The following is a 26,743-nucleotide window of genomic DNA, read 5'->3' on the forward strand; positions in this document are numbered from 1 at the left end:
CCCGTACGCGAAGATCACCGTTGTGGTGAGGTGAGGACGCCCCGCGAGAGAGCGACGGTGACGGCTGCGGTGCGGTCGTTGACACCCAGCTTGACGAACGTTCGCAGCAGGTGCGTCTTCACTGTCGCTTCGCCGATGTACAGCTGCCGACCGATCTCGCCGTTGGACAGACCTTGCGCGACGAGGCCGAGCACCTGAACCTCGCGGGGGGTCAGCTGCTCCCCGGCCGGCGCCTGAAAGTGAGTCAGCAGCCGGGCGGCGACGGGCGGGGCGAGGACGGTTTCACCGCGGGCCGCCGCCCGGATCGCTTCGGTCAGGGTACCGATCGGGGTGTCCTTGAGGAGGTAACCGGTGGCGCCGGCCTCGATCGCCGGCAGGATGTCGGCGTCACCTTCGTAGGTGGTCAGCACCAGTACGCGGATGCCGGGGTGTTCCTGGCGGATGCGGGCCGTGGCGGTGGCGCCGTCGGTGCCCGGCATCCGCAGGTCCATCAGGACGACGTCCGGGTGCGTCGCGGAGGCGAGGACGATCGCCTCGTCGCCGGATCCGGCCTCGCCCACGACCCGCAGGTCGTCGTAGGCCTCGAGCATGCCGCGGAGGCCGAAGCGTACGACGGGGTGGTCATCGACGATCAGGATGTTGACGGTCATCGAGCCGGTTCCGCCTGCTCAGTGGTCGGGTGTGGAGCTGAGATCACGCACGGGCCGTAGGCTACGCGCCGCCTGCTCGCTCTGGGGCATCGGCAGTTCTACCCGGACCGTGCTGCCCTGGCCGGGAGTCGATCGCACCGTGCAGGTTCCTCCCAGGGCGTTGGCGCGGCTGCGAATGCCGAGCAGGCCGTATCCACCTCGGATGGTGGCCGGGTCGAAGCCCTGGCCGTCATCGGTCACGTTCAGTGTCATGAGGCCGTTTCCATGGCCCAGTTCGATCCGCACTGTCGTGGCGTCGGCGTGCTTGCCGACGTTGGCCAGGGCCTCCTGCGCGGTGCGCAGCAGGGCGATGTCGGTGCCGGTGGGTGCGGGGGACCGCTCGCCGACGATGGACACCTCGACGCGTGTACCCGTGTCGCGGGTATGCCGGGCGGCGAGCCGGTCCAGCGCATCCGCGAGGCTGCGGCCGGTCAGGTCGACCGGCGCCAGTGCGGCGATCAGCGAGCGTGCCTCCGCGAGGTTCTCGCGGGCGGTCTTTTCCAGGATGTCGAGCTGGCCGTCGGCGGCCGTCGGATCACGGGGCAGGGTCGTCCGTGCTGCCTGGGCGAGCATGAGGATGCTGGTGAAGCCCTGTGCCAGGGTGTCGTGGATCTCGGCGGCCAGGCGTTCCCGTTCGGCATGGACGCCTGCCTCGTGGCCCGCGCGTTCCAGTGCGGCCCGTGTCCGGGTCAGTTCCTCGATCAGCGCGGCCCGCTTGCGGTTCTGCTCGCGGATGCCGGTCAGATAGGCGCCCACGAGGATCGTCACGGTCATGGGTACCAGAACGCTCACGCCGACCATCGCCAGGGTGTAGCGGCTGACTCCGACCCGCGCCACCATGGCCCAGGCGAGTTCGGCGTAGAGGATCAACAGCAGCGGTATACGCACCCGCCACCTCGTGACCATGACGAACAGCTGTGGGCAGAGCGCGAACAGCAGTGCGCCGCCCATCGGGGCGATGGCGAGCAGAAGCGGGAACGCGACCGCCAGGGCGGCGAAGTAGGCCACCCCCCAACGCTCGTCGCGGTTTTCCATGGCCTGCGGTGCGACAAAGGCGTACCAGGCGACGATGACGGCGAGCGTAGTGAGGGCAAGCAGGCGTTGTCCGAGCGCCACGGTGACGTCGGCCGCTATGGCGACGGCAAGTGGTATCGCGACGGCGCCGACGAGGACATGCCATCCGGCGCGGTAGCGGTGTCCGAAGTCGACGGTGCTGCGTACTGCCACGCCCTGCCCACCTTCGCCCGCCGAGATCCAGCCGCCAGTTTACGGGCGCCCACATCCAGGGTGCCGGGCTCGACGCCGAGGAACGTCCACGCACCGGTGGAGCCGCGGGTACGTCGTTCGGTGGACAACGGGGTCCACCCAACCATTGTCGCCGCCGCCCCTCAGAACCGTCACGCTCGTTGTCGAGAACTTCGGCTCCGCACCTGGAGGTACCCCTTGAAGAAGAACTGGTTCGTCCTCGGCCTCGGCGCACTGCTGGCCTTTATCGGCGTGGGCTGGACCTTGCAGGGACTCGACGTCATGAAGGGCTCGGCGATGAGCGGCGTGACGCTGTGGGCGGTCGTCGGGCCGATCGTGGCGATCGCCGGTCTCGTCGTGCTGGGTGTCGGATTCGCCCGGCTACGCCGGGTCAGCCGATAAGCGCCTGCCCACTTTCCGATAGCGACGTGGAGACTCAGATGGCAGGTCGGCCGGCACCGGAAAAGCCGCCCAAGCAGTGGTACGGCGAGCTTGCCGGCGTCGCGGCCACCGCGCTCGCCCTGGGCGTTGGTGAGCTGGTGGCAGCCGCGACGGGCGGGCCTTCAGCGCCCCTCGTGGCGGTGGGGGGTGTTGCCGTGGACGCCGCGCCGACTCCGGTCAAGGAGTTCGCGGTCACGGTGTTCTACACGTACGACAAGCTGGCGTTGCAGGCGGGAATCGTGCTGGTGCTGGCCCTCTTCGCCGCGTTCATCGGCGTACTGGCCATGCGCCGGCTCCGGTACGGGCTGGCCGGCGTCGCTGTGTTCGGGGTGATAGGCGTCCTTGCGTCAACCACCCGGGCCAGCGCCACCTGGGCGTACCCCCTGCCGACGGTGGCCGGTGCACTGACCGCGGCGGGCCTTTTGGTGCTGCTGCGCCGCACCCTGCCGCGCCGTGCGGCGGCATCGGCGCAGGACCCGGGGGACGACACCGGCCCGGACACGGACATGGCGGTGCAGGAAGTCCCCACCCCCGTGAACGGCGCCCGTTCGCCGTCGGCGGATGTCGGCGTTCCGGTGGTGGACGGCGCGCGACAGCCACCGGGTCGGCGACGGTTTCTCGTGCTGGCGGGCGGGGCGATCGGTGCGGCCGTGGTGGCCGTACCGGGTGGACGTCGGCTCTGGGCACAGCGTGTGGCCGCGGCACGGGCCGCAGTTGTTCTTCCACCGCCGTCGAGCCCGGCAGCGCCCTTGCCCGCCAACGTCTCCGCCCAGGTCCCCGGAGTGGAGCCGTTCGTGACCAGGACCGCGGACTTCTACCGGATCGACACCGCTTTGACGGTGCCACAGATGGAACCAAAGGACTGGCGGCTGAAGATTCATGGCCGGGTGAAACAGCCGCTGACGCTGACGTACGAACAACTGCTGGCACGGCCGATGGTGGAGCGCTACATCACACTGTCGTGTGTGTCCAATGAGGTCGGTGGCGAGCTGGTCGGCAACGCGCGGTGGCTGGGGGTACCGATCAAAGATCTACTGGATGAAGTCGAGCCGGACGACCGGGCGGATCAGGTGGTGAGCCGTTCCGTGGACGGCTACACGGCCGGTACGCCGACGGCGGCGTTGCGCGACGGGCGCGACGCGTTGCTGGCGGTCGGGATGAACGGGGAGCCACTGCCGGTCGAGCACGGGTTCCCGGTCCGGATGGTGGTGCCCGGGCTGTACGGATACGTATCGGCGACGAAGTGGCTGACGGAGCTGGAACTGAGTCGCTTCTCCGACTTCAGTGCTTATTGGGTACGTCGGGACTACGCGGCGCTGGCCCCGGTGAAGACCCAGTCGCGGATCGATACGCCGGCCGCGGGCAAGCGTCTGGAGCAGGGCCGGGTGATGGTGGCCGGAGTGGCGTGGGCGCAACATCGTGGGGTGTCCGCGGTGGAGGTCCGGGTGGATGAGGGCCCATGGCAGCAGGCGCAGCTCGCGGCGGTGCCGTCGGTGGACACCTGGCGGCAGTGGAGCTGGCCGTGGCAGGCGACGCCCGGCAAGCATCGGCTGCAAGTACGCGCCACCGACAGCACCGGCGAGGTGCAGACAGGACAGGTGCACAAGCCGTTGCCCGACGGGGCAACCGGCTGGCACACGATCAAGGTCACGGTTGCCTGAGCCTGGAGCGGGTTCAGCCATCCTGCACGCGAGCGGCCCCAACCGACCACTCACCGGCCAAGATCATCCGCTGAATAGTTTCCGTCGGTGCGTCCCGCCGGTGCACCGGGTGGCTGACCAGGAGGTGGTCGGGCTTGGGCCGGCGCCCCGTGCGCGTGGAGGGACGCGCGCGGGGCGTGGATGCCGCTGCGGCGGGTGTCCTGAAGTGACGGCTCACCCGCCTGAGTTCAGGAGAGACTCCACTGCTGGCTCGTCGCTCCGGTGCCCGTCTCCTGGGCCACCGCCGTGCCTTGGGTGGTCGAGGCGCCGGTGATGCCGAGGTTCAGGTCGCTGCCCACGCCGGCGAGCATGTACGTGCTGCCGCTGTAGCTGCCGACCAGGTCGAGGAACCACTGCTGGTTGGTCCCGCCGTTGCAGGTCCACTGCTGCAACTGCACGCCGGTGGTGGCCGATTGGTTCGGCACGTCCAGGCACAGGCCGCTTTTCACGCTCTTCAGCGTGTAGATGTTGTCCGCCACCTTGGTGAGGGTCCACTGCTGGTTGGTTCCGCCGTTGGACGGCCACTGGATGATGTTGGCGCCGTTCGCCGTGGAGCCGCTCGCGACGTCCATGACCATGGAGCTGTTGGGGTTGGTCAGTGTGTGGTTCCCCGCGGTGGGCAGCCCGCTGCCGGTCGTCCAGGTGCCGGCGGTGGCATCGAGGGACCAGGTGGGGTATTGGCCGACGTTCACCGTCGTTCCCTTGATGGTCATCGGCAGCCAGATCAGCTTCGAGGAGCCGAGGTCGGCGGTGTTCCAGCGGTCACCGGCGTAGAGGTAGGAAGTGCCGGAGGAGCCCTGGACGGTGATGACGTTCGCCGTCTGGCTGCCGTAGGTGTGGGTGCCGGGCGCCGCGAAGTTCCGGAACGACGACCAGGGGCCACCCAGTGACGTGGCGGTGGCGTAGATGTTGTCGTTCAGGCTCCAGCCCGTCAGGTGGGAGCCGAACACGTAGTACATCCCGTTGACCTTCACCATGGCGGGCGCCTCGACGCTGCTGCTGCCACTGCCGCCCAGGACCGTGACCGCGCTGTCCACGGACAGGTAGTCGGCGGACAGCTTGTCGATGCGCAGGCCGTTATTGCGGTCCTCGCTCAGCAGGTAACCGGTTCCGTCGGTGTCCTGGAACAGGCCGAGGTCACGGCTGAGGTTGCCCAGCGGCCGGAAGCTGCCCCGGTAGGTGTAGGGGCCGCAGGGAGTGCTGCTGGTGGCCACACCGACCTTGGCCTCGGAGTAGTTCGTGCTGTCGATGTGCATGTACATCACGTACGTGCTGGTCGACGCGTTGTATATGACCTTGGGCCGTTCCACGACCCGACTGGGTCCCAGGTCGCCGCTGCTCTGCCGGGGCAACGCCTGAGCCTGGTAGGTCCAGTTGGCGAGGTTGGTCGAGGTGTAGCACGTGATGTTCTGGAACGACGTGTCCGCCGAGGTCTCGCCGGTCTTGTCCTCTCCGAACCCGTACCAGGTGCTTCCCACCTTGATGATGCCGAGGCCGTGCAGTTGCAGCGCGTTGCCGTTCTGGTCGGTCCGTGCGGCACCCGTGGTGAACGACACCGTGGCTGCCTGCGCCGCGGTCGCCGGGATCAGGAGCGCCGCAATGCCCCCGAGCAGTGCCAGAAAGGCGGTGGCGGCTCTGTGCCATCCGCCGACCGGCCGATGGGGTACTCCCTTGAGCATGGTCTTCCCTCTCGTTCAAGGCGCCGGTCGCCGGGTCGTTCGCGTCGATGTGAGGGAATGGACGTTTCGCCCCGTACACGGCTGGTCCGGACGGGGTGAGTCTCCGTCGCCCGGCGGAGATCAATGTGAAGGGCAGGCCAGACGGCAGTCAAGGATTGCGATCGGTTTTGTTTATTCTTGACCGATCAAGCCTGGGGACCCTGAGGCGACCGATCCTGTCGGCCGACTCTCCGTTGGCGGCGCATAAGTGGCAAATTGTTCCGCCAATCCGTGGCGTTGCTTCGAACGGAGCGATGACCGCCTGTTGGTCTTCCAAGCCGGCAAGCCTTACAACTTCCGTGGCAGCCAAGCTCTGTCACTTTCTGGTCGAGTTTGTTGAAACCGACCCCTGAGGTGGTTTTGCCCAGCTCGGGGACGAAGTGTCCGTCGGTCGAGTGGCCACTTCGAGCGAGTGGTGTGCTTGTAGTTCTGACGTGGAACGACCGCGACCCGGGATCGGGTGACCCGCCGCGGAACACGGGACAGCAGGGCTTGCCCGAAGTGGCGTCGCGGGTCGGTGAGAGTAACGATAACTGCGCTGCGCTGGGGTTGGACGGCGAGGCGAACACGGACATCGAGGGGACTGTCGGGCGTGGAGGGTGGGCTTGTTCCCGGGTCGGGGACGGCCGTGCAGGGGCCAGGTTCGGGCGCGGGGGTCATCAATTGGTCCGTGACGTAGGCGGTGCGGACCGGAGCGGCAGGCTGGTCGCCGGGCACGGTGGCGCGGCACGTGCCGGCAGCTTGCGGCGCGGCGCGTGTGCCGGTCCGGTGGCGCGGTTCCAGCGGACGCGCAGGGCGTTGAGGTCGGCTAGGGCCCGTCGGCTGCCGGTGATGAGCTGATGAGGGGTGTTGGCGGAGTCGTCCGTATAGGCGGTGATCCGCGCGGCGACTGTCTGGGCGCGGACGAGGAGGGCGCGTTTGAGGATTCTCTCGCCCCAGTGCTCGGGGGAGCCGGCGGGCGTGGAGACCAGGGCCATCAAGTCGTTGGGGGTAAGGCTGTCGGTGAGCAGCCCGCGGTGCTGGGCCTCGCCGAGGACGGTGACTGGGTCGACCATGTCGCCGCGGTAGACCAGTGCCGTGATGGACTGCCAGAGCGTGGCGTGCAGTGGCAGCAGGAAGTCCGCCTCCGTCAGCCACCGCATCTTCTGGACCTCTGCCGGATAGGCGGTGGCGGTCGCCAGGAGGAGGCGTTCTTCGTCGAGGTCCTCCTGGCCAGCCTGCCGTGGGACATCCAGGGGGAGTGCTGTGCGGGGGAGGGAGCCGGGGTGCGGGGCGAACTGTTCGGCGAGGGAGTCCAGGACGCGGCTGATGTCGTCGGCCATGCCGAGCGTCGTGGCTGCCTGGTTGGGCTGGCCCGGGTCGGTTGCGGTAGACGCCAGGCGCTCAGCGTGGGCGCGCAGGATCCGGCGGGCGTTGTCGGCGCGGATCATACTGGCGTACGCCGCAGCGTGCTTCGGTTGCGGGCAGAACTGGATGAGGGCGTGAATGTAGGAGGCGCTCAGGCCGGGAGCGCGCGGACGCGCGTGGTCGAGCACGGCATTGAGCCAGGCGGTGTCCTTGGCGTGGTCGTCGGGGTTGGGCGGCGGGAGCGTGCGGATCGCGGTGAACAGCGCGCCATGGGTGTGGCTGTCGAAGTGATGGGCGATCAGCGGCTCGGTGTCGGCCAGGCGTGTCGGTTCGAGGAGGAGGGCGCCGAGCAGGGCCTGCTCGGCGTAGTGGACCGGCTTCGGTGCCGGCGTGAGCTCGAGGTCATCGTCCTCGTCGGGTTCGGGGGTATCGGGCATCAGGCGGCGAGGGTGAAGTCGTCGGGGTTGAAGGGCTTGTTGAGGCGCGGGGCGAGCAGGTGGGCGGCCGTGCGAGGGAAGACGGCGTTGCCGATCTGCGAGAACTGCTGGCCCTTGTTGTCCTGCCACGGATAGTCGGCGGGGAAGCCCCGTGCACGCCCGCTTCCCGGGCGATGATCTTGATCGGGACTGGCACCGCTCGCTGCTCGCTGTCCGGGAGACCGGTGGCGGTGTCGGCGACCCAGCTGCATTCGTTGGCCCGGTGGCCGAAGAACAGGGTGCCGGAGGCCTCGTCGGCACGGCGCACGGTGGCGTTGGTCTGGTTGTTGCTGCGCGCTGACCATGACCAGCGGTGCGCCTCGGCGGCGCATGTGGGGGTCGGAGCATTCGCGGGGCGGTTCTCGCGAGCCCGTGCCGAGCGGTCGACCCGGAGCCCTCCCAGCGGGAGGCCAGGAAGGAAGGCCGGAGATGTTCGGAGCGAGCTGGTATTCGACGGCAGCGGCCATCCGGGCGGCGAGATGGCAGAGCCGGCAAATGTGCCGGATGGCGGTGAATAGTCCGATTCCATCACCGGTGATGCGGTGCTCACGTATGTCGGCGATGACGGCATCCATGGCTTGGTGCGGCTCCATGTCGTCCAGATCGGCGGGCTCGTACGTGTGAATGGGCGCCTCCGTGGGCGAGTTGAGTGGAGAGAAGGGGAGGCGCGGACTAGGCGGCTGTGCCGAAGTCGGCCTGCTTCGGGTCGGCTTTGCCGACGGCGCGTTCGGTGATGCCCTGGGAGGCGCGGGCGGAGGCGGCGGAGAGTTCGCTGGCGCCGGGCTCGAGATACCAGGGGCGCAGATCGAGCATGGCCGCGCGCAAGCCGGTGGCGAAGCACAGGGCGGTGCCCTTGGGCAGGGCGCGGATGGCGTCGGCGGCCAGGATGCGTTCCTGCCGCATGCTGATGGACGTGGACTTACCTGACTCGGAGGTCGAGGTGGAAGTGGTCTCGACGTCGTGGTCACCGATCAGGCGGGACAGCTTGTCGGCGAAGTCCGGGTCGTCGATGCCGGATCCTATGACCTTGATCGTGGAGGCGGACCACATGGCGTCCATGCCGGCGTCGCCCCAAACTTTCTGACCCTGCCGGTAGCTCTGCAGGATCGTGATGGGGATGATCCCGCGGCTGCCGAGGTGGGAATACAGGTCCGGCAGGTCCGAGATCTTGCAGACGTTGGCGGCCTCGTCGAGGATCGCCAGCATCGGCGGGTCGAGGCGTCCGCCGGCGCATTCGGCCTGGGCGGTCGCGGCCCGCATGACTGAGTCCGCGCACGCGGCGATGAGCGCCGAGGCGCCGCCACCGCCGTCCTTCGACAGCAGATAGAGCGTGTCCTTCGAGCGGACAAACTCGCTCGGCTTGAACTCCGCCACGTTCTTCTGCGGGGTCACCCATGCGGCGATCTCGCTGTTGAGCAGGGCGGCGGCGTACTGGCGGGCGGTCTCGTAGATCCCGTCGCGGGTCTCCGGCGGGCCCTCCACCGTGCCCTTCAACTGCGCGGCGACGGCGGCGAACCCGTGATCACGCAGGACGTCCAGCGGGGTCCGGTCGGCAGGGAAGGCCAGCCACTGCATCACGTCGGTGATCGGCCGCTCGGCGAGCGCGGCGGCCAGGAACAGCTGCGAGAGGATGTTGGAGCCAGCCTTGGACCAGAAGTCGCCCTGCTGGGAGGCGTCCACCGAGGCGGCGAGGAAGTGGCCGGCGAGCCTGCCGGCGCCGTCGAGGGTCTTGGCGTCGGACAGGGGGTTCCACCACATGGCCCGTTCGGCGTGGGCGATCTGCTGCGGGTCCATCGACCAGGTCCGGCCGACGGCCGCCCGCGCCTCCAGCGTGGCGGTGTAGGCGTCGCCCGCCGCCTTGTTGGAGGTGAGCAGGACCGGGCCGGGCGCGTTGAGGATGGAGGGGATCGCCAGCGACGTGGTCTTGCCGGAGCGCGGCGCCATGATCGCGACGGCGACGTCCTCGTACCCCATGCGGACTTCGTGCTTCGTGCCCTGGAGGTTGCCGAGCAGGATGCCGGTGTCGGCCGGTTCGAGGCGCTTGGCGTCCTTCAGACTCGGGCGCAATGATCTTGCCTTGGCAGTGATGGCCTTGGACATCAGCGGCTCGATGTCCCGCTGCTTGGCCATCCCCGCGACGCGCTTCCTGCGCCCGCCGCCGTCCTTGTGTCGCTTGTACAGAACGGCGGCCGTGATCCCGAGTGCGAGTAGCACGATGCCGGGCAGGATCCGGGTGCCCAGCAGCAGGGATGTGTCTCCGAGGCGGGGCCACAGCTGATCGGGATGGAGCAGGGCCTGGACGGGCTGATAGGGCGCGCGGGGACCGGTGTCGGTGGCCCAGGTGGTGAGGTTGCCGCCCAGCCACGCCAGGTTCGACAGGGGGACGGCGATGGCGAGGACGACGCCCAGGACGCGGAAGGCTATGTCGTAGCCGTCGGTGGAAGAGGTGGAGGAGGGCTGGGGCAAGGGCTGTTCCAGGTACGTGGGTGAGGAGCGCGGCGCGGGCGGGGCCGGTCAGCGGGTGCGGCGCGGCGAAGGGCCGTGTGGCGGGGGCGGGGCATTGGTCGCTGGGCAGTGCCGGGCGGCGAGGGTGCTGACGCGTCGCTCCAGGGCGAAGGCGATGTCCGGCGCGGGGAGGTGATGGGTGTGCACGGTCATGCGGTCGCGGGCCAAGCCCGGGATCCGGCTCGGATCGCGGGGGATGGGCGTCCGGTCGGCGAGCGACTGCGTCACGGCAGCGATCAGGTGCAGCGGGGTGGTGCCGGTGAACACGGCGCGCCAGATCGTCGGGTCCTGGATCACCGAGGTCTCGATGCTCCACAGATCCCGACCGGGGGCGCCGATCCGCCAGAAGTGCGCGATGTTGTCGGGGGAGGCGAGGCTGCCGAGGTGGGGCGGCGTGTGCCAGCCTGCGTCCCGCGGCGGGGCGCAGGGGTCGGGCGCTGCGGTGGGCGGGCCGGATGGATCGGTCAGGGCGTCGGTGAAGGCGGCGATGCTCTCGACGGGGGTGCGGGCGTCGAAGGTGGCCGTCCAGCCGGGGTGATCCGCAGTACGCGCGTGCCGGATGGTCCACCAGCCCGGATCGTCCGGGTCGGGGTCCAGACGGAGCTGGACGAGCTGGTCCGGGCTGGTGAGCAGGACGAGCGACATCAGCGGGTCGTGGCCGTAGCTCCAGCCGGCGGCACGGTGATCCACCCCAGGTCTCCGCCGCCCGCGAGATAGCGCGGGGTGATGAGCGCCTACTCGACGGTGTCGCTCACGCGCACCACCGCCTGGCCGCAGACGACGCTGCGGCGGCCTTGGGTACGGGCGGCGCCGTGACCAGTGCTGGCGCGGATGCCTTCGGTCGCTTCTGCGCCAGCGCGTTGATGGCGAAGAGCGCCTGTCCGCGGATCGCCCACTGGTCGAGGTAGGTCCAGGCTTCCGCGTAGCTTTCGGCGAGCGGTTCCTCGAACGCCTCGGTCCCGGGCCGGGCACTCGCGGGCAGTGCACGGCGCACGGCCAGCCAGTCGTCGTGGACGGCGTACAGCCCCTTGGTGCTGTCGCGCAGTTCTCGCACCTGCCAGGCCTGGCGCCGGGTCCGGACGGAGGTGGGCAGCTGGGCGAGCAGCTGTTCGGCGACGTGCATCAGTTCGTCGGCGTGGTCATATACCCGGCCGAAAGAGATCAAAGTGTCGGAGTCGCGCTGGCGTTGGCGCTGGCCGTAGGTGTCCTCGTCGTAGGGCTGGTGCGTGTCGGGGTCGGAGTGCTGGTCGGAGTAGGCGTCCCAGGCGGCGAGGATCTGCCTGCTTTCCCTCAGGTAGATGGCGACTTGGCTCAGATGGAGGCCGTGCTCTGGGCTCGCGGGTTCCAGTGGAATGGTCAAGAAGGGCCTTCGGGCATACAGGTGTGACGGCGAGGGGGTGCGGCGCGGCCGGGGCCGCGCCGCGTGGTTCAGCGGCCCCGGGCCGCAGCAGCGGCCAACTCGGCGGCGGGTGCCGGGACGGGGTGCGTGGTCGGCGCGCCACTGCGGCGGGCTTTGCGGGCGGCGGCCCGGATGGCCTTGAGGCGCGACTCGTGGGCGGCGGCCAGTTGCTCGCCCTGGGCGCCGCGTTCCACCTGGGTGACCAGGTGGGGGTGCGGGACGTCGTAGTGGCCGCGCGGTACGGGCGCGGGGTCGGTGAGGGCGGTGGCGAAGGCGGCGAGCAGGTGGCGGGGTGTGCGGTCGTCGAAGTACGCGTGCCACAGCCGCTGGTGGCCACCGAGACCGGTGGGGAGCGCGACGTCGGCGCTCCAGCTGAAGTAGTCGCTCGTCAGCGTCGCCCGCCGCTCCATGGTGGTGATGCCGTCCGGATGGCGCGCACTCTCATTGCCCCGCTCGTCGCGCTCGTAGGTCCAGTCCGCCGCTTGCAGGGTCGGCCACACGTCTGGCTCCGTGGCCGGGGCGGGGTGCAGGAGGGCGTCGGTGAATCCGGCGATGATCTCGGCGGGTGTGTTGCCGCCGAACGACGCGTGCCAGCGCTGTGAGGAGATCCGCCACCAGGCGGAGTACGTGTCCGCAGCGGGTTCGAGCACGAGCGTGTGGCGGAAGTCGGGGCTGGCCAGGACGACATGGGGAAAGTCGGGGTCGGCGTAGTTCTTCCAGCCGCCGGCCCGCAGCGCCTGGGTGACATGGCGCGGGTCGCCTGGCCCGGCGAGATGACGGGGACTGGTATCGAACCAGATACGAGACCAGGGGTCGTCGGCCTTGCTGACGATGTAGGGGCGGGTCACGAAGTCGTCGGCGGACCTGCGGGCTCGAACGCCTGGCCGCCCACGCGCTGGATCTCCCAGTCCAGGACGTGCCAGTCCGCGGACTCCTGGGCGGCGTCCCGGAGCCCGTCGATGATCAGGCGGATCTCGTCGGTCTGAGGGCTGGCGGCCTGCTGGGAGACGAGGCGCGCGGCGCTGCGCAGGACGTCGCCGAGCAGGATGGGGACGCCGCTGTCCTCGTCGAGGAGGCGAGCCAGCAGCGGCAGCACGTCGGTGACGGGCGGGTTGGTGCGTAGATAGTCCTTGAGCTGGGTCAGGGTTGCCGTCGCCTGCGCGATCTGGTCGGAGCTGGGGGGTGAGGGGTTGGGCATCAACGTCCTTGAGTGAAACGTGGTGGTGAGCCGGGCCAGGCTGTGGACAGCCCTGTGGATATCTCCTGCGGCGAGGGCGTCGTCGCAGTTCAGATCGGCAATGAACCTCCTTGCCATCGAGGAAAGTTGGGGACACGGCGGCGGGCGTGTCCACCCGAGGCCGGTCAGCGGCGTCGGCCGTCGGACGTCGCGTACGGGCGAGCGCCGGGGCTGGAGCGAGCCCGGTTGGTGGCGAAGGAGCTACGGGCCCATGTGGCCGCTCTGGCGGCGGTGATCCGGGCCTGCTGCCACGCGCCGAGCTGGGACGGTAGGACGGACACGGAGGTGGTGCGGATCCGCTGGGAGGGCGGGACGCGGCCCAGGGGCCGCAGCACGGGCTGCGGGTCCGCGAGCGCCGTGCTGAATGCCTGCACCAGATGCATCGGCGTGGTCGGCGTGAGCATCGCCTCCCACACCCGGCCGTGTTCGTTGCGAGCGCCGACCCACCAGTGTGCCTGGCCGGGGCCGGACTGGTGGAAGCGGACGAAGGCATCGCCGTCCGGGCTGCGGGCGGAGAAGTGCTGGCCTCGCTCGGTCTCCCAGCCCTGTTGCTGCAGGGGCTCCCACACGTTGGGGGCGTGCGCCTTGCGCTCCGTGAACAGGGCGTCGGTGATACCGGCGACGATTTCGACGGGCGTCTGCCGGCCGAAGGTGGCGTGCCATGCCTCCTGGTGCGCGGTCTGCTTCCCGCTGATGGTCCAGCCGCCGGGCTGGGTGAACGGGTCGTATCCGATGCGCACGGACTTGTCCGGGCTGTCGAAGACGAGGGGGCCGCCGCTCTTGGACTTGTCCTTCCACCCGGAGGCGCGCAGGTACTCGGTGACGTGGCGCAGGTCGCCGCCGCCTGCGAGATAGCGGGGCTCGACGAGGTAGTGCTGCTGGGCCTGCTGACCGGCGGCGCCCCAGCCGGACCACGGCTTGTTCTGTCTCACCGGTGCCGCCTGACGACCATCGCCGATCCGGCGGGCGTGGCGAGCTGTTTGATCGTGCCGGTGTGCTCGTTGAGGTCCTCGCCCACGCTGTCGAGTTCGTTGGCCGCGCGGCCCAGGGCCAGCCACACCTCGGGGTGCAGGATGCCGCGCTGGGAGTGGTCCTGGGCGAAACGTGAGCCGGTGGCGACCAGGTCGGTGACTCGTCCGAGCAGGCCCTCGTCGTAGTCGAGGACCCCTGCCGGCCGATGTGGCCCGCGAATGGCAGGCGCACCGCCGCGACCGGCTGTCCCGGCATACCGACCCGACCCCCATGGCCGACCCGGACCATCCGGAAGCCTGGCGGGCGGAGCTGCTGGCGGCGCGAGATGCCGTGGCTGCCGGAGCGACCGCACCCTCGGCTCACCGCGGGATCACCGCGGGGCGACACCGGCCGGGGCTCAAGGACCAGCTGGCCGCCGTCGGCTCCTACATCCCTCTGGCCGTGCGCGCAGAGCTGGCCCCGTACCGGTACTACGCGCACGACAACATGTACGCCGCGTACCTCACCTTGTACGTCACCGCGTACACGATCGGCGAGGTACTCCTCGCCCGCGGCTGCTGGCGCCTGGCCCAGCGCAGTAAGCGCACCTCCGTCCGCGTCGGTCTGCGAGTCGTCGCCCTGGGCGCCATCGTCACCTTCGGATACAGCGGCGTGCGGACCGGCAATGTCATCGCGGGTGCCTTCGGCATGTCCCTCGCCGGCTGGGAGAACTTCGCCTGGACGTGCGGCGACGTCGGCGCCATGCTCACCCTGATCGGGTGGCTGGTGCCCACGATCACCGACCAGGCCAAGAACGTCCAGTACCGGTTGAGGCAGTACCTCAGCTACTACCGCCTGCGCCGCCTGTGGCTGGCCTTCTACAGCGAAGCCCCCGAGATCCGCCTGCCGGTCGACCAGGGCGACCCTGCCCGGAGCCGCCGCTTCCGCAGCATCGGGTTCAAGCTCTACCGACGGGCGGTCGAGATCCGCGACGGCCGCTTCGTGATCCGTCAGTACCTCGAAGCGGGCGTCCGTGAAAGCAGTGAAGCCCACCACAGGGTGCGAGGGCTCTCGGGCGAGGAACTGAACGCCGCTGTCTCTGCCGACCAGATACTCGCCGGCATCGCCGCCCGCAAGACGGGCGAACGTCCCCATCCCAACCGGCTCACCGACTTCGCCGATACCGACCCCGAGACCAGCCAGCCGATGGACGACATCGATGCCCTCCTCGCCGTCGCCCGCCACCTTCCCCGCCAACGTGCCCGCACCCTCCACCCCGAGCGAGCCTTCGCATGACCGACCTGACCCGCCAGCCCGCGCACGTCCAACTGCGCGCACTGGACCGCCGCGAGATCTCCAGCCGCGAACTGCTCGACCTCCACCTCGATCGGATCGACGCCAGCACCCTCAACGCCGTCATCACCCGTGACGACGATGCGGCCCGGCAAGCCGCTCACACCTCCGACGAGCGCCGAGCCCGCGGCGAGGCCAGCGGGGTCCTCGACGGCCTTCCGATCACCATCAAGGACAGCTTCGAAACGGCCGGCCTCCGCACAACCAGCGGAGCCCAGGAACTGGCGGACCACATTCCCGACCAGGACGCCGACGCTGTCGCGCGGCTCCGCCACCAAGGCGCGGTGATCATGGGCAAGACCAACACCCCCGCCTACTGCCAGGACCTCCACACCGACAACGCCCTCTTCGGCTCCACGCTCAACCCGCACGACCCAGCGCGGACGGTCGGCGGCTCCTCCGGTGGACCTGCCGCGGCGGTCGCCGCCCACCTCACCCCCGCCGACCTCGGCAGCGACCTTGCCGGCTCGCTGCGCTTGCCGGCCCACTACTGCGGGGTGTACGGACTGCGGCCGACTCACGGACTCGTCCCGGCCCGCGGCCATGTTCCCCGGCCGCCGGGCTGGCTCACCAGCAGCGACATGGTCACTCCCGGCCCTCTGGCCCGCCACCCCCGAGACCTCGAGCTGCTGCTTACCGCGCTCACCACACCGGCACCGGCCGAGGACACACCCTGGCACGTAGACCTGCCGACGGCCAGCGAGAGCAGCGACGAACTGCGCATTGCGATCTGGGCCGATGACCCGAACTGCCCCGTCGACCGCGAGACCGCACAGGCCCTCATCACCCTTGAGGAAACTCTGATCGCAGCCGGAGCGTTGGTCCAACACACATCTGGACCTGTCGGCTTCGCCGACGCCACGCGCCTGTTCGAACAGCTGCTACACGCCACCGCCACGGCCACCACCAACGACGAAATCGCTGACACTGAGCTCGCCGCAGCACGACAGCTGCAGGACGACGACTCCAGCCCTCGCGCGATTTTCCTCCGCCACCGGACCCAAACCCACCGTTCCTGGCTGCGCGCGAACGAAGCACGCGCCCAACTCCGATCGGACTGGCAACGCTTCTTCACGGAACAAGACGTCCTCGTCACACCAGCCGCTCCCACGGCCGCGATCCCGGTAGGCAGCCGGACACTCGCGGTCGACGGCCAGGAGCGGAGCTTCTTCGATCAGACCAACTGGGCCAACCTCACCAGCCACATTGGCCTCCCCAGCCTGGTCGTCCCAGTGACCAAGACCCCCCAGGGGCTGCCCATTGGCGTCCAGATCATCGGCCGGCCGTACGCGGACCGCGTTCTGCTTGCGGTGGCGGACGGGCTGGCATCCCTGCCTGCCTCTGAGTGAGGACGCAGCTCGGCCCGCCGACGATGCCCGGGAAGGCGGTAGGGGAGACGGTGATCAAGCTGGCGGGTGCGGCACCACCAGGACTGCATGCTGAAGTCGACGGGACGGCCTTGCCCAGTTGCGGGTCGGCGAAGCAGTTCCCGCCCCGGACGGCCGGTAGTCATCCGCGCGTTCCAGCCTCTCTGCAAGATCGGGGCGCTGTCGCCGCAAGTACGCTCGGGCCTTGAGCGCATGAGCTGGTTGAGAGACGATCTTGATGCGGTCCACGTCCTCAAGCAACGGGCGTTCGCGTTCGCCGCTCTGCACGACCCCGCCTCCCGCACCTACTACGACAAGTACCGGGCCAGAGGAAAGACCCACACCCAATCCCTCCTCCGCCTCGCCCGACAACGCATCAACGTGCTCTTCGCGATGCTCCGCGACGGCACCTTCTACAAACCCAGAACCCCACGCCCCGCTTGACGAAAGACATAGAGGCACCCCCCCTTGCGTGGGTCAGGGTCGCCACACGGAGGGCCTCGGGCAGTAGCCCTTATCGGTCGGCCCGGCGCGGGCCCGGCCACACTGTCGCTGATCGCAGAACGGGTGGCCCCGGTGCCAGGCGCGCTCGTCACAGGCGAAGACGTCCTGAAGCGCCGGAAGGTACCCCGCCCGCCGACAGCGGTCCGTAGCCGACCGGCGCGGACGGCGTCGCCGATCCCGTCGATGAACAGCCGTCCCGGTAGCCGACCGGCAGCCCAGAGCCGGAACTCACGGCCACCGCTCGGGATGGCGTGAGTCACCAGACGAACGTCCGCCATGGATGCAGGACATCATGAGTGTTCGGCCGCCGGCAGAGCGTCTGCCGTGGCGGCGCTCTGCCGGAGCAGGTCGGTCGCTCCGGCGAGCGCGTGCAGTTCGACGATCATCCGTGTGATCCGTTGGTGAGCGCCCGGATCCATGCCCTTCCCCCAGGTGCCGCTGTCGTCCACCACCACGGCCTGGGTCGGTGCGGTGACACAGCCCAGGGCGCGGGCGACCGCGCGCAGGTGCTCACTCGCCTGAACGGCCGTCAGCGAGGCGCCGACCGCCACCACACCGACGGGTTTGCCGCGCAGCGCATCCGCACGCAGATGGTCAAGGCAGATCTTGAGGATGCCCGAGTAGCTGCCGTGATAGCAGGGTGTGACCCAGATCATGCCGTCCGCCCGCTCGGCCTGGGCTCGCAGGTCGGCGAGGCCGGACGAGTTTTCGGCTTCGACGTGCAGCAGTGGGAGCGCGTACTCGGCGAGGTCGCGTAGGACGGATGTGCTGCCGACGCCTGCCGTCTCACGGCAGACGAGCTCCGCGACGGAACGGGTGCGGGAGAAGGGGGCGGCGGCGCCGGTCAGGACCAGGATGCGGCGGGGCTCGGCGGCGATCACGAGTGGGCCTTCCCCGATGAGTGGCCGTCTCCGGGGGCGTCGACCGGAATCACGCGGGCCGACGCGTCCACCCCCGGTTGCTCGGGGTGCAGGGCCCGCTGCACAGTCCGTAGCAGCGGGTCGGTGTCGTAACCCGCGTACTGGGCGGCGGCCAGCCGTACCGGATCGCCGGAGTGGTAGCGCTCGTACTGCATCTGGCGTTGGCCGAAGGCGCTGCCGGTGGCGTCCCAGGCGAGCTTGAGCATCCGGACCCGCTGCTCCGCGTCGACGCCGTTCGCGCCTCGGAAGTATCGCTCGATGCCGGGCCACAGTTCGCTGCGCATGTCCTCCTCGGCCGGGGTGCTCAACAGGCTTCCACCGCCCAGAAGTTGGATGACCTCGATCATCCTGCTGGTCATCCTGGGGAAATGGTAGCGCAGGGCGAGCACGGGGGCGATCGCCGGGGTGAGGGTGCCCCACTCGCTCACTTCGGCGTCGGCCTCGGCGGCCAGGATGCCGGCCCGGGCCAGTTCCAGGGCTCCCAGTACCTCGCCGAGCATCTCCTTGACGTGCAGAAAGGAGTTGGTGCCGGACATCTCGGCCAGTGAAACGGCGATACCTGCGAGGAGTTCGGCTTTGACCGCACCCCTGATGATGCCGTGCTGACCGGTGTGGTGCCGGGCGGTCGTCGCGTCGTAGAGACGGTTGGCGGCGTCGACGTCCCCGTGGAAGAACACCCGGTCCCAGGGGACGAGTACGTCGTCGAAGACACAGGTGGCGTCGATCTCCTCGTACGGGGCGAGGGGGGTGCTGACCAGCCGGGAGGGGTCGGCCACCAGGGGTTCCCGGCAGACGATCCGCAGTCCCGGCGTGGCCACCGGGATCGCGAAGGCGACGGTGTACGCCTCGTCGCCCGGCCGGTATCCGGGAAGCGGGAAGACCACGATCTCGTCGGCGACGGGCACCAGGGTGCCGATGAGTTTGGCACCGCGCACCACGACGCCCTCGCTCGTCTCCCGGACGATCCTCATGTGGACGTCGGGGTCGTCCTGCTCGTGAGAGGAACGGGCCCGGCTGACCGGCGGGTTGATGGCGGTGTGCGACAGGAACGGGTCGCCGGCCAGACAGGCGGCGTGGTACGCCGTGACGTTGCGGCCGAAGCGCGGGTCGGCCTTGTCGAAGAACGGGGCGGCCGAGGCGAAGGCGGTGACCGCGGTGTTCACGAAGTCGGGCGAGCGGCCGAGCAGCCCGAAGGTGGTCTCGGCGGTGGCCCGGAACGCGGCTCCGCGCCGCCGCAGGTCGCGGAAGTCGCGCGGTGCGGCCAGCGACAGGGGGTGGCGCTCGGCACCGTCCTGGTAGGTGAGCACCTCGCGCAGCAGCGGGTCGTGCTGCTGGTCGTACAGGCGGGCGATGGTGTGCGCGGCGGCGGCCAGGACGGGTTCGGCGAGTACGTCGTCGACGCGTCGCCCGGCGAGCCAGACCTCACGTCCGTCGCGGAGTCCGGCCAGGTATTCGGCTCCGGTGCGTATGGTCATGCCCGCCCTCCTGCCGTGACCCGGCCGGATTCCGCGGTGAGGCCGGGGCCCGCTGCCACGGCGGCCGGCGGGTGGAGCGGGTGGCGGGCGTGGCGCAACAACTCCTCGGGGGTGCGCCACAGGGTTTCCAGCGGGGTGCCGTGGTCGAGCAGCCACTGGTCGTCGTACGTCTCGTACAGGTAGTTGGCACCGGTGTCCGGGGCAATGGCCAGGACCGGCTCGCCGGGGTTCGCGGCGGCGTAGCCGAGGGCCGCGAAGACCGCCGCGCCACCGGACTCGCCCAGCAGCAGACCCTCCTCGGCGGCGAGCACCCGGCACACCGACAGGGCCTCGGTGTCGGTGACCCGGTGCAGGGAGTCGACCGGCCGGGAGTCCAGGTTGCCGGGGCGCCAGCTCAGACCGATGCCCCGCATTCGGTACGGCTCGAAGGGATGGCCGAAGGCCGCGGAGCCGACGGCGTCGACGGCCCGGACATGCAGGGCGGGGAACTGTTCCTTGAGGGCGGTGCTCAGCCCGCCGAGATGCCCTCCGGTGCTCACCGTGGCGACCAGTGCGGACAACCGGTCGAAGTCCTTGCCGATCTCCTGGGCGGTGTACAGCCTATGCGCCTGGGGGTTGTGGGGGTTGTTGTACTGGTCCAGGGTGTACGCGCCCGGGATTCGCTGGACCAGTTGGCGCACCCGCCGGATGCGGGCCGTCTGGTAGTTGCCGTTTCCGTCGGGCCGGTTGACCGTGTCGAGTTCGGCGCCGAGGCTTGTCGCGTAGGCGAGCACCGACTGGGGTGTCTTGGGGTCGACCACGAGGATCACCCGGTAGCCCTTGATGGCGCCGATCAGGGCCAGGGACTTGCCGAGGTTGCCCGAGGTCGACTCGACGAGCGTCGCTCCCGGCCGCAACAGGCCCGCGTGTTCTGCCTGCTCGACCATGTGCAGGGCCGCGCGGTCCTTGATGCTGCCGGACGGATTCGTGCCCTCCAGCTTGACGTAGATGCGGTCCTGCGGACGTGGCAGGAGCTTGCGCAGCCGTACGACCGGGGTCGCGCCGAGGGTCTCCAACAGGTTTTCGTGGATCACGATGTCTCCATGCGGGTGTCGGGCCGGTCAGCGGACGACGATCAGTTCCCGGGGCAGGGTGGTCAGCAGCCGGTTGCCGTCCGGGCCGACGACGAACGGGTCCTCGACGTGCACACAGCCGAACCCGAACTCGTAGTACGGCGTCTCGATGTTGACCACCGTGCCCTCCCGCAGTGGGTCCGTGCTGTCCGGGCGGATCAGCACCGGGTCGTAGACCTCGACGCCGATGCCGTGCCCGACGTGACTGCGCCGGTAGTGCGGGATCCCGGCGTCCCGGACCGCGCCGACGGTGAGCTCGAAAAGCTCCTGGCCGGTCATGCCGGGGCGTGCGTGGTCCAGCGCGGCCTGTTCGCCGGCGAGCACGGCCTCGTAGAGGCGGGCCACCCGCTGGTCGGGTTCCCCGAGGGTGGCCACCCGGGCGATGTCGCACCAGTAGCCGTCGACCACGGCCCCGACGTCGAACCACACGGCCTGGCCCCGCCGCAGTGCCGTCGTGGTGGGCAGACGCTGGCCGGCGACGGCGTTCGCGCCGATCCGGATGAGTGTGAAGCGCGGCGTACCGCCCTGGGAGACGACCGACCGGTTGAACTCCCGGACCAGCTCCCGCTCGGTGACGCCTTCGCGCATCACGGCGACCGTGGCCCGGATCGCGTTCTCCGCGACGCGTGCGGCCGCTGCGACGAGTTCCGTCTCCCGGGCGGTCTTCACCTGGCGGACATGCCGCAAGTGGGCGGCGCCGGGTACCAGTTGCCAGCCGGTCAGCCGCTTGCCGAGTTCGTCGAGGAACTCCGCCGGCACTCCCTCTTCGTCCACGGCGACCCGGCCGCCGCCCGGGCAGACCTGTTGCACCGCGTGGGTCAGGGCGGCGAGGGCGTCGTCGAAGCGCCGGTCGTCGGAGACGGTCCGCAGGAGGTCGTCCTCGTGGTTCAGGGTCACCTCCTCGGGCAGCTCCCGGTAGAAGGGGCCGTAGGCGATCGCCTCGGCGATCCGCTCGTCGGCGTCGAGGAACTGGTCGACCTCGCAGCGCCCGCAGACGAAGACAGCGCCCGCCTCGGTGTCCCGGGGCAGCACGGCGAAGGCCCGTCCCGAATGCGGGAACATGTCCAGGTGCACGCTGCTGACGCCGGTCAGATACGTCAGGTTCTCCGCGGTGGTGCTCACCAGAGCGTCCAGGCCGAATTCGCTCATTCTCCGCTGGAGACGGTCGTAATTGACGCGCATGAGATTCGGTTCCCTCAATTCCCTGAATACGGTTTCGGTTCGTCGCATCTCAGCATTACGACCGCCGACTGAAGCGGTCTTGCACATATGCGACACCCCGCGACCGATCCGCCAGGGAGCCGCTACTTTCCGCCATACCCGGCCGGTCCGGATCAACCGATTAATGCCAATTTATTCGTGTTCAATGTCACGGTTTTGGCATACCAAACTCGGGACCGGTGACGTCACAGTCACCCTGCGCGAAATCTACACATAACCCAAAGGGGGCGGAAAAGTCTCTACCGGGACAGCCAATGCGCCTAGCGTTCAACCGCCAACTAGTTATTCAGTAAGCCCTGGAGGAAAGCCGTGACCGATAGCCCGTTCATGGCATCCCGCGCGAAGGAGGTGGTGTGGAGAACATCCGCAATTTCTCCGCATGGCCATGTACTCGGATACCGGGGTTTTCGCGTGGGAGAAGGGCGGAGCGGAAGCCGGCTGATAACGCCGGACGGGATGGTCAGGCTCGTGTTCGGCTTCGGCGGACCCCTGCGCGTCGTCGACGCGGTGAACCCGACGCGGCGGGTGACGGCCGCCTCGCTGGCCATCGGAACTCACGCAACCGCGGCCCTCGGCGAGTACACCGGGCCGGTGCACGGGGTGACCGTCCTGCTGACCCCGCTCGCCGCGTACCGCCTGACGGCGGCTCCGATGGAGACGTTCGCCCGCCGCACGGTGGACCTGGCCGACGTACTCGGTGCACGCCTGCGGAAACTCGTCGGCCGGCTCGCCGAGTGCCCCGACTGGGACTCGCGCTTCGCGCTGCTCGACCGACTGCTGGCCCTCCGGCTGCTCAACGGCCCGCCCTGCGCGCCGCAGGTCGACTGGGCATGGCGGAGACTGCACCGCACCGCCGGGCGGACTCCCGTCAGCCAACTGGCCACCGAAACCGGATGGGGCCACCGCCGGTTGCAACGCCGCTTCCTCCAACAGGTCGGCCTGCCACCGAAGTCACTCGCCCAGGTGTTCCAGCTGCAGGAGGCGCTGCGCCAGCGCCGAGAGGGCCGGACGTGGGCCGACGCGGCCGGGGCGGCCGGCTACCACGACCAGGCGCACTTCACCCGGAACTTCAAGGCGCTGATCGGCTGCACCCCCGGCCGCTTCCCCGCCCTCAGGGTCGACCCCGAGGGGTACGGCCCGCTCGACGCCCTTCCCGACCACATCACCACCGCATCGACCGATGCCACGACCGGACCCGTCAGCACGACCGGACCGATCCCCACAGGAAAGGCAGGAGACACATGTGCGGCATCACGGGGTGGGTCGCGTTCGACCGCGACCTGCGCACCGAGCAGCCCACCGTGGACGCCATGACCGAGACGATGGCCTGCCGCGGGCCCGACGGCCTCGGCACCCACGTCGACCAGCATGTCGCCCTGGGCCACCGCAGGCTGGCCATCATCGACCTCCCCGGCGGCGGCCAGCCGATGAGCGTGCCGACTCCCCGCGGCGCCGTCACCATCGTGTACGCCGGAGAGACCTACAACTTCCCCGAACTGCGCACCGAACTCACCGCCCGCGGGCACTCCTTCACCTCCCACTCCGACACCGAGGTGGTCCTGCGCGGATATCTGGAGTGGGGCGAGGCGGTCGCGGAGCGCCTCAACGGCATGTACGCCTTCGCCATCTGGGACGCCCGCGACAACAAGCTGGTGATGATCCGCGACCGCGCGGGCATCAAGCCGTTCTACTACTACCCCACCCCCGACGGGGTGCTGTTCGGTTCCGAACCCAAGGCCATCCTCGCCAACCCGCTCGCCGAACCCGTCGTCACCGTCGACGGGTTCCGTGAGCTGTTCGCGTTCATCAAGACCCCCGGCCACGCGGTGTGGGAGGGGATGCGCGAGGTCGAGCCGGGCACCGTGGTCACCGTACGCGCCACCGGCATCCGCACGACCCGCTACTGGAGCCTCGAGACCGCGGAGCACACCGACGACCGGGCCACCACGGTGGCCCGGGTGCACGAGCTTCTGCACGACACGATGCGCCGCCAGCTCGTCAGCGACGTGCCCAGCTGCACTCTGCTCTCCGGCGGACTGGACTCCTCGGCCATGACCGCGATCGCCGCGGCACAACTCGCCCCACAGGGCGAGAAGGTACGCAGCTTCGCGGTGGACTTCGTCGGCCTGACCGAGAACTTCGTCCCCGACGAGCTGCGCCCGGACCCGGACACCCCCTTCGTGCACGACGTCGCGGAGAAGTCCGGCACCCTGCACCAGGACATCGTGCTGAGCTCCGCCGAGATGACCGACCCCGAGGTCCGCCGGAAGGTCATCCGCGCCCGCGACCTCCCCTCCGGTCTCGGCGACCTCGACGCCTCGCTGTACCTGCTCTTCAAGGCGATCCGCGAGCACGCGACCATGGCGCTGTCCGGCGAGTCGGCCGACGAACTGTTCGGCGGCTACCGGCAGTTCTTCGATCCCAAGGCGCGTGAGTGCACCACCTTCCCCTGGCTGGCCGGGCGCCAGCAGTTCTTCGGTCAGGGGCAGAAGCGACAGCACGACGGCTCTCCCGCACCCGCCCGGCAGAGCCTGCTGACCGGCCAGCTGAGCGCGGCACTCGACCTCGACGGCTACATTCAGGACTCGTACCGCGACGCCGTGTCCGGCATCCAGCGCCTCGACGGCGAGAGCGACCTGGAGTGGCGGATGCGCAAGATCAGTCATCTCCATCTCACCCGGTTCGTACGCATCTGGCTCGACCGGAAGGACCGGATGAGCATGGCCTCCGGTCTGGAGGTGCGGGTGCCCTTCTCCGACCACCGGCTGGTGGAGTACGTGTACAACGCGCCCTGGGCGCTGAAGTCCTTCGACGGGAAGGAGAAGTCACTGCTGCGCGCCGCTGCCGCCGACGTCCTGCCCCGCTCCGTGGTGGAACGCCGCAAGGCCCCCTACCCATCCACCCAGGACCCCACGTACGCGGCAGCGCTCCGCGAACAGTGCGGGGACCTGCTGGCCACTCCGGGACACCCGGTGTTCGACCTGATCGACAAGGCCGGGCTGCGGCAGGCGGTGGCGGCCGACACTCCACAGATCGACCAGGCGTCCCGGCGCGACCTGGAACGAACGCTGGATCTGGCCGTCTGGATCGACATGTACGCCCCCACGATCAAACTTCCCTGACCGCTCCACAGCGCGACGCGGGGAGTCCCCGGCACCCGCCCGGCGACTCCCCGCCCAACCCCCGTCTCCCTCCCCTCCTCCGGAGCACGACGTTGGCACCCATGGGTCAGCAACAGACATCACCGTCCACCGGAACGGCACCCCCCGTGCCGCCACACGCGTCCACCCGCGGATGGCTCGCGGTCACCGCCGTCGCCTTCGGCGTCTTCACCGTGACCGCGACCGAAACGATGCCCGTCGGGCTGCTCCCCGAAATGGCAGCCGGTCTGCGGGTCTCGGAAGGAACCGTCGGGCTGACGGTCACCCTCTACGGCTTGTTCGCCGGCATCCTCGCCCCGGTCCTCACCGCAGCCACCCGCCGCCTCGACCGTAGACGGCTGCTCCTCGTCATCCTCGCGGTGTTCGTCGTGGGCAACGTCCTCACCGCGCTGGCCGTGAACTACGTGTGGCTGATGCTCGTCCGACTGCTGATCGGATTCATCCACGGCGTGCTGTGGGCCATCGTCGCGAGCATCGCCGTACGACTGGTGCCACCGGACCACTCCGTGCGGGCGACAGCCGTCGTGTTCTCCGGCATCTCCCTGGCCACGGTCCTCGGAGTCCCCCTCGGCACCATCGTCGGCCAGTGGCTGGACTGGCGTGCCGCCTTCTGGGCCCTGGCCGCGTGCAGCGCGGTCGCGCTCACCGCCACCGCGGTGCTGATGCCCCCGATGCCCGCGCGCGGCGGCGTCTACCTCTCCGAGCTGCCCCGCCTGCTGAGGACCGGCAACCTGCGCACAGCAGTGGGCGTGACCGCCGTCGTCGTCATCGGCCACTACGCCGCCTACACCTACATCACCCCCTTCCTGCTCCGGAACGTCGGCGTGGCCCCGAACATGATCGGAGTACTCCTGCTCTCCTTCGGCGCCGCCGGCGTCGCGGGCAACTTCCTGGCAGGAGCGGTCATCGGACGCGGCCCGGCACTGCGCACGGTGGTTCTCGGCCTCATCGCCGGCACCGGCGGCTCCATGGCCCTACTGCTCGCCGCCGGCACCTGGAAGCCGACGGCGATCGTCTTCCTGCTGGTCTGGGGGCTCGCCTACTCCGCACTTCCGGTCGCCCTGCAGACCCTGGTCTTCCGCAGCGCCCCCCAGGCGCGGGAAGCGGCGACCTCCCTTTACGTCCTGTCCTTCAACGTCTCCATCGCCCTGGGAGCCCTCTTCGGCTCCCTCACCCTCGAACACTCGGGCCCGTCGCTGGTGATGGTCACCGGCATGGCCTTCTGCGCCCTCGCCCTCCTCCTGGCCATGCTCCTGCGCCCCGAGCGGACGGTGAAGTGACGTATATGAACGATCGACCGCGCAGTAACAGGAGGGCTCCCGGCTGCCGACGGCCACTGCTCGTGGTGGCCGCCGCCATCGTGCAGGAGGGACGTCTCCTGGTCGTGAGCAAGAAGGCCGCGCCCTACGTGTTCTACCTGCCGGGCGGCAAGCCCGACACGGGCGAGGAGGCGCTGGAGACCCTGGTGCGGGAGCTGGACGAGGAACTCGGTGTGGAGCCGATGAACCCACACTTCCTGGCCGAAGTCGAAGCTGTGGCGGCGCTGGAAAATGTACCGATGCGGATGACCGTGTTCGAGGCACACATCAGCCGGACTCCCCGACCAGCAGCTGAACTGGCTCACTTGCGCTGGACAACCGGCCGAGAACAGGACCTTGTGCTCGCGCCCGCTGTACGAGACCACGTACTGCCTCTGCTGCAACACCGCGGCGCGCTCGCGCCTGTCCAGCCTCATGGCCACACGCCAGCAGCACCACCACGGTCCCTGCCACCCAAGCCGGGACTGTCCTGAAGTTGGCTCTGGCCCGTAGTCGGTGGTGACGTTGGGTGCCCGTCAAGCGAGCAGAATGCGGTGGCGGAGGAGGTCGAATCCGGCACGTCCGTGCATCTGCCTCATGATCCGTTTGGTGCGGGTGTTGACG

Annotated in this window: 23 protein-coding genes and 4 pseudogenes; 10 read left to right on the forward strand and 17 right to left on the reverse strand. The window is 69.6% G+C overall.

Features of this window, described 5'->3' with window-relative positions:
* Positions 1-14 precede the first annotated feature (14 nt).
* Positions 15-650 (reverse strand): response regulator, encoded by a 636-nt coding sequence (locus tag RNB18_RS49465; RefSeq protein ID WP_266520681.1) that lies wholly within the window; start codon positions 648-650, stop codon positions 15-17.
* Between the two features lie 18 nt (positions 651-668).
* Positions 669-1,916 (reverse strand): sensor histidine kinase, encoded by a 1,248-nt coding sequence (locus RNB18_RS49470; protein ID WP_266520680.1) that lies wholly within the window; start codon positions 1,914-1,916, stop codon positions 669-671.
* Positions 1,917-2,132: 216 nt separating this feature from the next.
* Here RNB18_RS49470 and RNB18_RS49475 point away from each other — a divergent pair, with 216 nt between their 5' ends.
* The gene (locus tag RNB18_RS49475; RefSeq protein WP_311720695.1) at positions 2,133-2,336 is read left to right on the forward strand and encodes a hypothetical protein; all 204 of its coding nucleotides are present in this window, start codon (positions 2,133-2,135) and stop codon (positions 2,334-2,336) included.
* Between the two features lie 38 nt (positions 2,337-2,374).
* Positions 2,375-4,036 carry a molybdopterin-dependent oxidoreductase gene (locus tag RNB18_RS49480; protein WP_266521042.1) on the forward strand — a complete coding sequence of 554 codons (1,662 nt, stop codon included), beginning with the start codon at positions 2,375-2,377 and terminating at the stop codon, positions 4,034-4,036.
* A gap of 227 nt (positions 4,037-4,263) precedes the next feature.
* On the opposite strand, the gene RNB18_RS49485 is transcribed toward RNB18_RS49480, so the two are convergent.
* From RNB18_RS49485 to RNB18_RS49530, 10 genes and pseudogenes are all read right to left on the reverse strand, one after another.
* Positions 4,264-5,754 carry an RICIN domain-containing protein gene (locus tag RNB18_RS49485; RefSeq protein ID WP_311720697.1) on the reverse strand — a complete coding sequence of 497 codons (1,491 nt, stop codon included), beginning with the start codon at positions 5,752-5,754 and terminating at the stop codon, positions 4,264-4,266.
* Between the two features lie 698 nt (positions 5,755-6,452).
* A complete protein-coding gene (locus tag RNB18_RS49490; RefSeq protein ID WP_311720698.1) occupies positions 6,453-7,577 on the reverse strand; it encodes a DnaB-like helicase N-terminal domain-containing protein in 1,125 nt (374 codons plus the stop codon).
* Positions 7,577-8,030 (reverse strand): annotated as a pseudogene (locus RNB18_RS54225) (DNA cytosine methyltransferase); the annotation flags it as partial. The gene RNB18_RS49490 and the pseudogene RNB18_RS54225, both read right to left, overlap by 1 nt.
* A 258-nt stretch (positions 8,031-8,288) precedes the next feature.
* Positions 8,289-10,082 (reverse strand): type IV secretory system conjugative DNA transfer family protein, encoded by a 1,794-nt coding sequence (locus tag RNB18_RS49500; RefSeq protein WP_266520675.1) that lies wholly within the window; start codon positions 10,080-10,082, stop codon positions 8,289-8,291.
* Positions 10,083-10,130: 48 nt separating this feature from the next.
* Positions 10,131-10,811, reverse strand: coding sequence for a DUF317 domain-containing protein (locus RNB18_RS49505; RefSeq protein WP_311720699.1), 681 nt, complete (start codon positions 10,809-10,811; stop codon positions 10,131-10,133).
* A gap of 61 nt (positions 10,812-10,872) precedes the next feature.
* Positions 10,873-11,481 carry a hypothetical protein gene (locus tag RNB18_RS49510; protein WP_311720700.1) on the reverse strand — a complete coding sequence of 203 codons (609 nt, stop codon included), beginning with the start codon at positions 11,479-11,481 and terminating at the stop codon, positions 10,873-10,875.
* Between the two features lie 68 nt (positions 11,482-11,549).
* Positions 11,550-12,368, reverse strand: coding sequence for a DUF317 domain-containing protein (locus tag RNB18_RS49515; protein ID WP_311720701.1), 819 nt, complete (start codon positions 12,366-12,368; stop codon positions 11,550-11,552).
* Positions 12,365-12,718, reverse strand: a complete 354-nt coding sequence (locus RNB18_RS49520; protein ID WP_311720702.1) for a hypothetical protein — start codon at positions 12,716-12,718, stop codon at positions 12,365-12,367. The genes RNB18_RS49515 and RNB18_RS49520 overlap by 4 nt, the downstream gene beginning before the upstream one ends.
* A 164-nt stretch (positions 12,719-12,882) precedes the next feature.
* Positions 12,883-13,689, reverse strand: coding sequence for a DUF317 domain-containing protein (locus tag RNB18_RS49525; protein ID WP_311720703.1), 807 nt, complete (start codon positions 13,687-13,689; stop codon positions 12,883-12,885).
* On the reverse strand, positions 13,686-13,817 hold the full coding sequence (locus RNB18_RS49530) for a hypothetical protein (RefSeq protein ID WP_311720704.1): 132 nt from the start codon (positions 13,815-13,817) through the stop codon (positions 13,686-13,688). The genes RNB18_RS49525 and RNB18_RS49530 overlap by 4 nt, the downstream gene beginning before the upstream one ends.
* A 107-nt stretch (positions 13,818-13,924) precedes the next feature.
* On the opposite strand from RNB18_RS49530, the pseudogene RNB18_RS54230 reads away from it, so the two are divergent.
* From RNB18_RS54230 to RNB18_RS49540, 3 genes and pseudogenes are all read left to right on the forward strand, one after another.
* A pseudogene (locus RNB18_RS54230) lies at positions 13,925-14,197 on the forward strand (zinc finger domain-containing protein); the annotation flags it as partial.
* A complete protein-coding gene (locus RNB18_RS49535; protein ID WP_449657653.1) occupies positions 14,171-15,004 on the forward strand; it encodes an MAB_1171c family putative transporter in 834 nt (277 codons plus the stop codon). The pseudogene RNB18_RS54230 and the gene RNB18_RS49535, both read left to right, overlap by 27 nt.
* The gene (locus tag RNB18_RS49540) at positions 15,001-16,410 is read left to right on the forward strand and encodes an amidase family protein (RefSeq protein WP_311720706.1); all 1,410 of its coding nucleotides are present in this window, start codon (positions 15,001-15,003) and stop codon (positions 16,408-16,410) included. Before RNB18_RS49535 ends, RNB18_RS49540 begins: the two co-directional genes overlap by 4 nt.
* 150 nt (positions 16,411-16,560) lie before the next feature.
* Here RNB18_RS49540 and RNB18_RS49545 read toward each other — a convergent pair.
* Positions 16,561-16,692, reverse strand: a pseudogene (locus RNB18_RS49545) (ElyC/SanA/YdcF family protein); the annotation flags it as partial.
* Between the two features lie 3 nt (positions 16,693-16,695).
* Here RNB18_RS49545 and RNB18_RS49550 point away from each other — a divergent pair.
* A pseudogene (locus RNB18_RS49550) lies at positions 16,696-16,872 on the forward strand (IS110 family transposase); the annotation flags it as partial.
* Positions 16,873-17,222: 350 nt separating this feature from the next.
* Here RNB18_RS49550 and RNB18_RS49555 read toward each other — a convergent pair.
* The 4 genes from RNB18_RS49555 to RNB18_RS49570 are packed head-to-tail and all read right to left on the reverse strand — an operon-like array spanning position 17,223 to position 21,669.
* Positions 17,223-17,813: an NADPH-dependent FMN reductase gene (locus RNB18_RS49555; RefSeq protein WP_311720707.1), complete on the reverse strand. Its 591-nt coding sequence runs from the start codon at positions 17,811-17,813 to the stop codon at positions 17,223-17,225.
* Complete coding sequence (locus RNB18_RS49560; RefSeq protein ID WP_311720708.1) at positions 17,810-19,327, reverse strand: 4-hydroxyphenylacetate 3-hydroxylase family protein; 1,518 nt, start codon at positions 19,325-19,327, stop codon at positions 17,810-17,812. Before RNB18_RS49560 ends, RNB18_RS49555 begins: the two co-directional genes overlap by 4 nt.
* On the reverse strand, positions 19,324-20,400 hold the full coding sequence (locus RNB18_RS49565) for a PLP-dependent cysteine synthase family protein (RefSeq protein WP_311720709.1): 1,077 nt from the start codon (positions 20,398-20,400) through the stop codon (positions 19,324-19,326). Before RNB18_RS49565 ends, RNB18_RS49560 begins: the two co-directional genes overlap by 4 nt.
* Before the next feature lie 27 nt (positions 20,401-20,427).
* The gene (locus tag RNB18_RS49570; protein ID WP_311720710.1) at positions 20,428-21,669 is read right to left on the reverse strand and encodes a Xaa-Pro peptidase family protein; all 1,242 of its coding nucleotides are present in this window, start codon (positions 21,667-21,669) and stop codon (positions 20,428-20,430) included.
* A gap of 447 nt (positions 21,670-22,116) precedes the next feature.
* On the opposite strand from RNB18_RS49570, the gene RNB18_RS49575 reads away from it, so the two are divergent.
* The 4 genes from RNB18_RS49575 (at position 22,117) to RNB18_RS49590 (ending at position 26,613) form a co-directional block, all read left to right on the forward strand.
* Positions 22,117-22,974 (forward strand): helix-turn-helix domain-containing protein, encoded by an 858-nt coding sequence (locus RNB18_RS49575; protein ID WP_311720711.1) that lies wholly within the window; start codon positions 22,117-22,119, stop codon positions 22,972-22,974.
* Positions 22,902-24,782, forward strand: coding sequence for an asparagine synthase (glutamine-hydrolyzing) (asnB, locus tag RNB18_RS49580; RefSeq protein ID WP_311720712.1), 1,881 nt, complete (start codon positions 22,902-22,904; stop codon positions 24,780-24,782). Before RNB18_RS49575 ends, asnB begins: the two co-directional genes overlap by 73 nt.
* Before the next feature lie 101 nt (positions 24,783-24,883).
* Complete coding sequence (locus tag RNB18_RS49585; RefSeq protein ID WP_311720713.1) at positions 24,884-26,101, forward strand: MFS transporter; 1,218 nt, start codon at positions 24,884-24,886, stop codon at positions 26,099-26,101.
* A 65-nt stretch (positions 26,102-26,166) separates the two neighbouring features.
* Complete coding sequence (locus tag RNB18_RS49590) at positions 26,167-26,613, forward strand: NUDIX hydrolase (RefSeq protein WP_311720714.1); 447 nt, start codon at positions 26,167-26,169, stop codon at positions 26,611-26,613.
* The last annotated feature ends 130 nt before the right edge of the window (positions 26,614-26,743 follow it).

The organism is Streptomyces doebereineriae, from assembly GCF_031845645.1.
Taxonomy (GTDB): Bacteria; Actinomycetota; Actinomycetes; order Streptomycetales; family Streptomycetaceae; genus Streptomyces; species Streptomyces canus.

What these genes read in the sequence shown, in the direction of transcription:
- RNB18_RS49465 (WP_266520681.1), bottom strand. Translation starts at nt 650, where the DNA reads ATGACCGTCAACATCCTGATCGTCGATGACCACCCCGTCGTACGCTTC.
- RNB18_RS49480 (WP_266521042.1), top strand. Translation starts at nt 2,375, where the DNA reads ATGGCAGGTCGGCCGGCACCGGAAAAGCCGCCCAAGCAGTGGTACGGC.
- RNB18_RS49485 (WP_311720697.1), bottom strand. Translation starts at nt 5,754, where the DNA reads ATGCTCAAGGGAGTACCCCATCGGCCGGTCGGCGGATGGCACAGAGCC.
- RNB18_RS49490 (WP_311720698.1), bottom strand. Translation starts at nt 7,577, where the DNA reads ATGCCCGATACCCCCGAACCCGACGAGGACGATGACCTCGAGCTCACG.
- RNB18_RS49520 (WP_311720702.1), bottom strand. Translation starts at nt 12,718, where the DNA reads ATGCCCAACCCCTCACCCCCCAGCTCCGACCAGATCGCGCAGGCGACG.
- RNB18_RS49540 (WP_311720706.1), top strand. Translation starts at nt 15,001, where the DNA reads ATGACCGACCTGACCCGCCAGCCCGCGCACGTCCAACTGCGCGCACTG.
- RNB18_RS49560 (WP_311720708.1), bottom strand. Translation starts at nt 19,327, where the DNA reads ATGACCATACGCACCGGAGCCGAATACCTGGCCGGACTCCGCGACGGA.
- RNB18_RS49570 (WP_311720710.1), bottom strand. Translation starts at nt 21,669, where the DNA reads ATGCGACGAACCGAAACCGTATTCAGGGAATTGAGGGAACCGAATCTC.
- RNB18_RS49575 (WP_311720711.1), top strand. Translation starts at nt 22,117, where the DNA reads ATGGTCAGGCTCGTGTTCGGCTTCGGCGGACCCCTGCGCGTCGTCGAC.
- asnB (WP_311720712.1), top strand. Translation starts at nt 22,902, where the DNA reads ATGTGCGGCATCACGGGGTGGGTCGCGTTCGACCGCGACCTGCGCACC.
- RNB18_RS49585 (WP_311720713.1), top strand. Translation starts at nt 24,884, where the DNA reads ATGGGTCAGCAACAGACATCACCGTCCACCGGAACGGCACCCCCCGTG.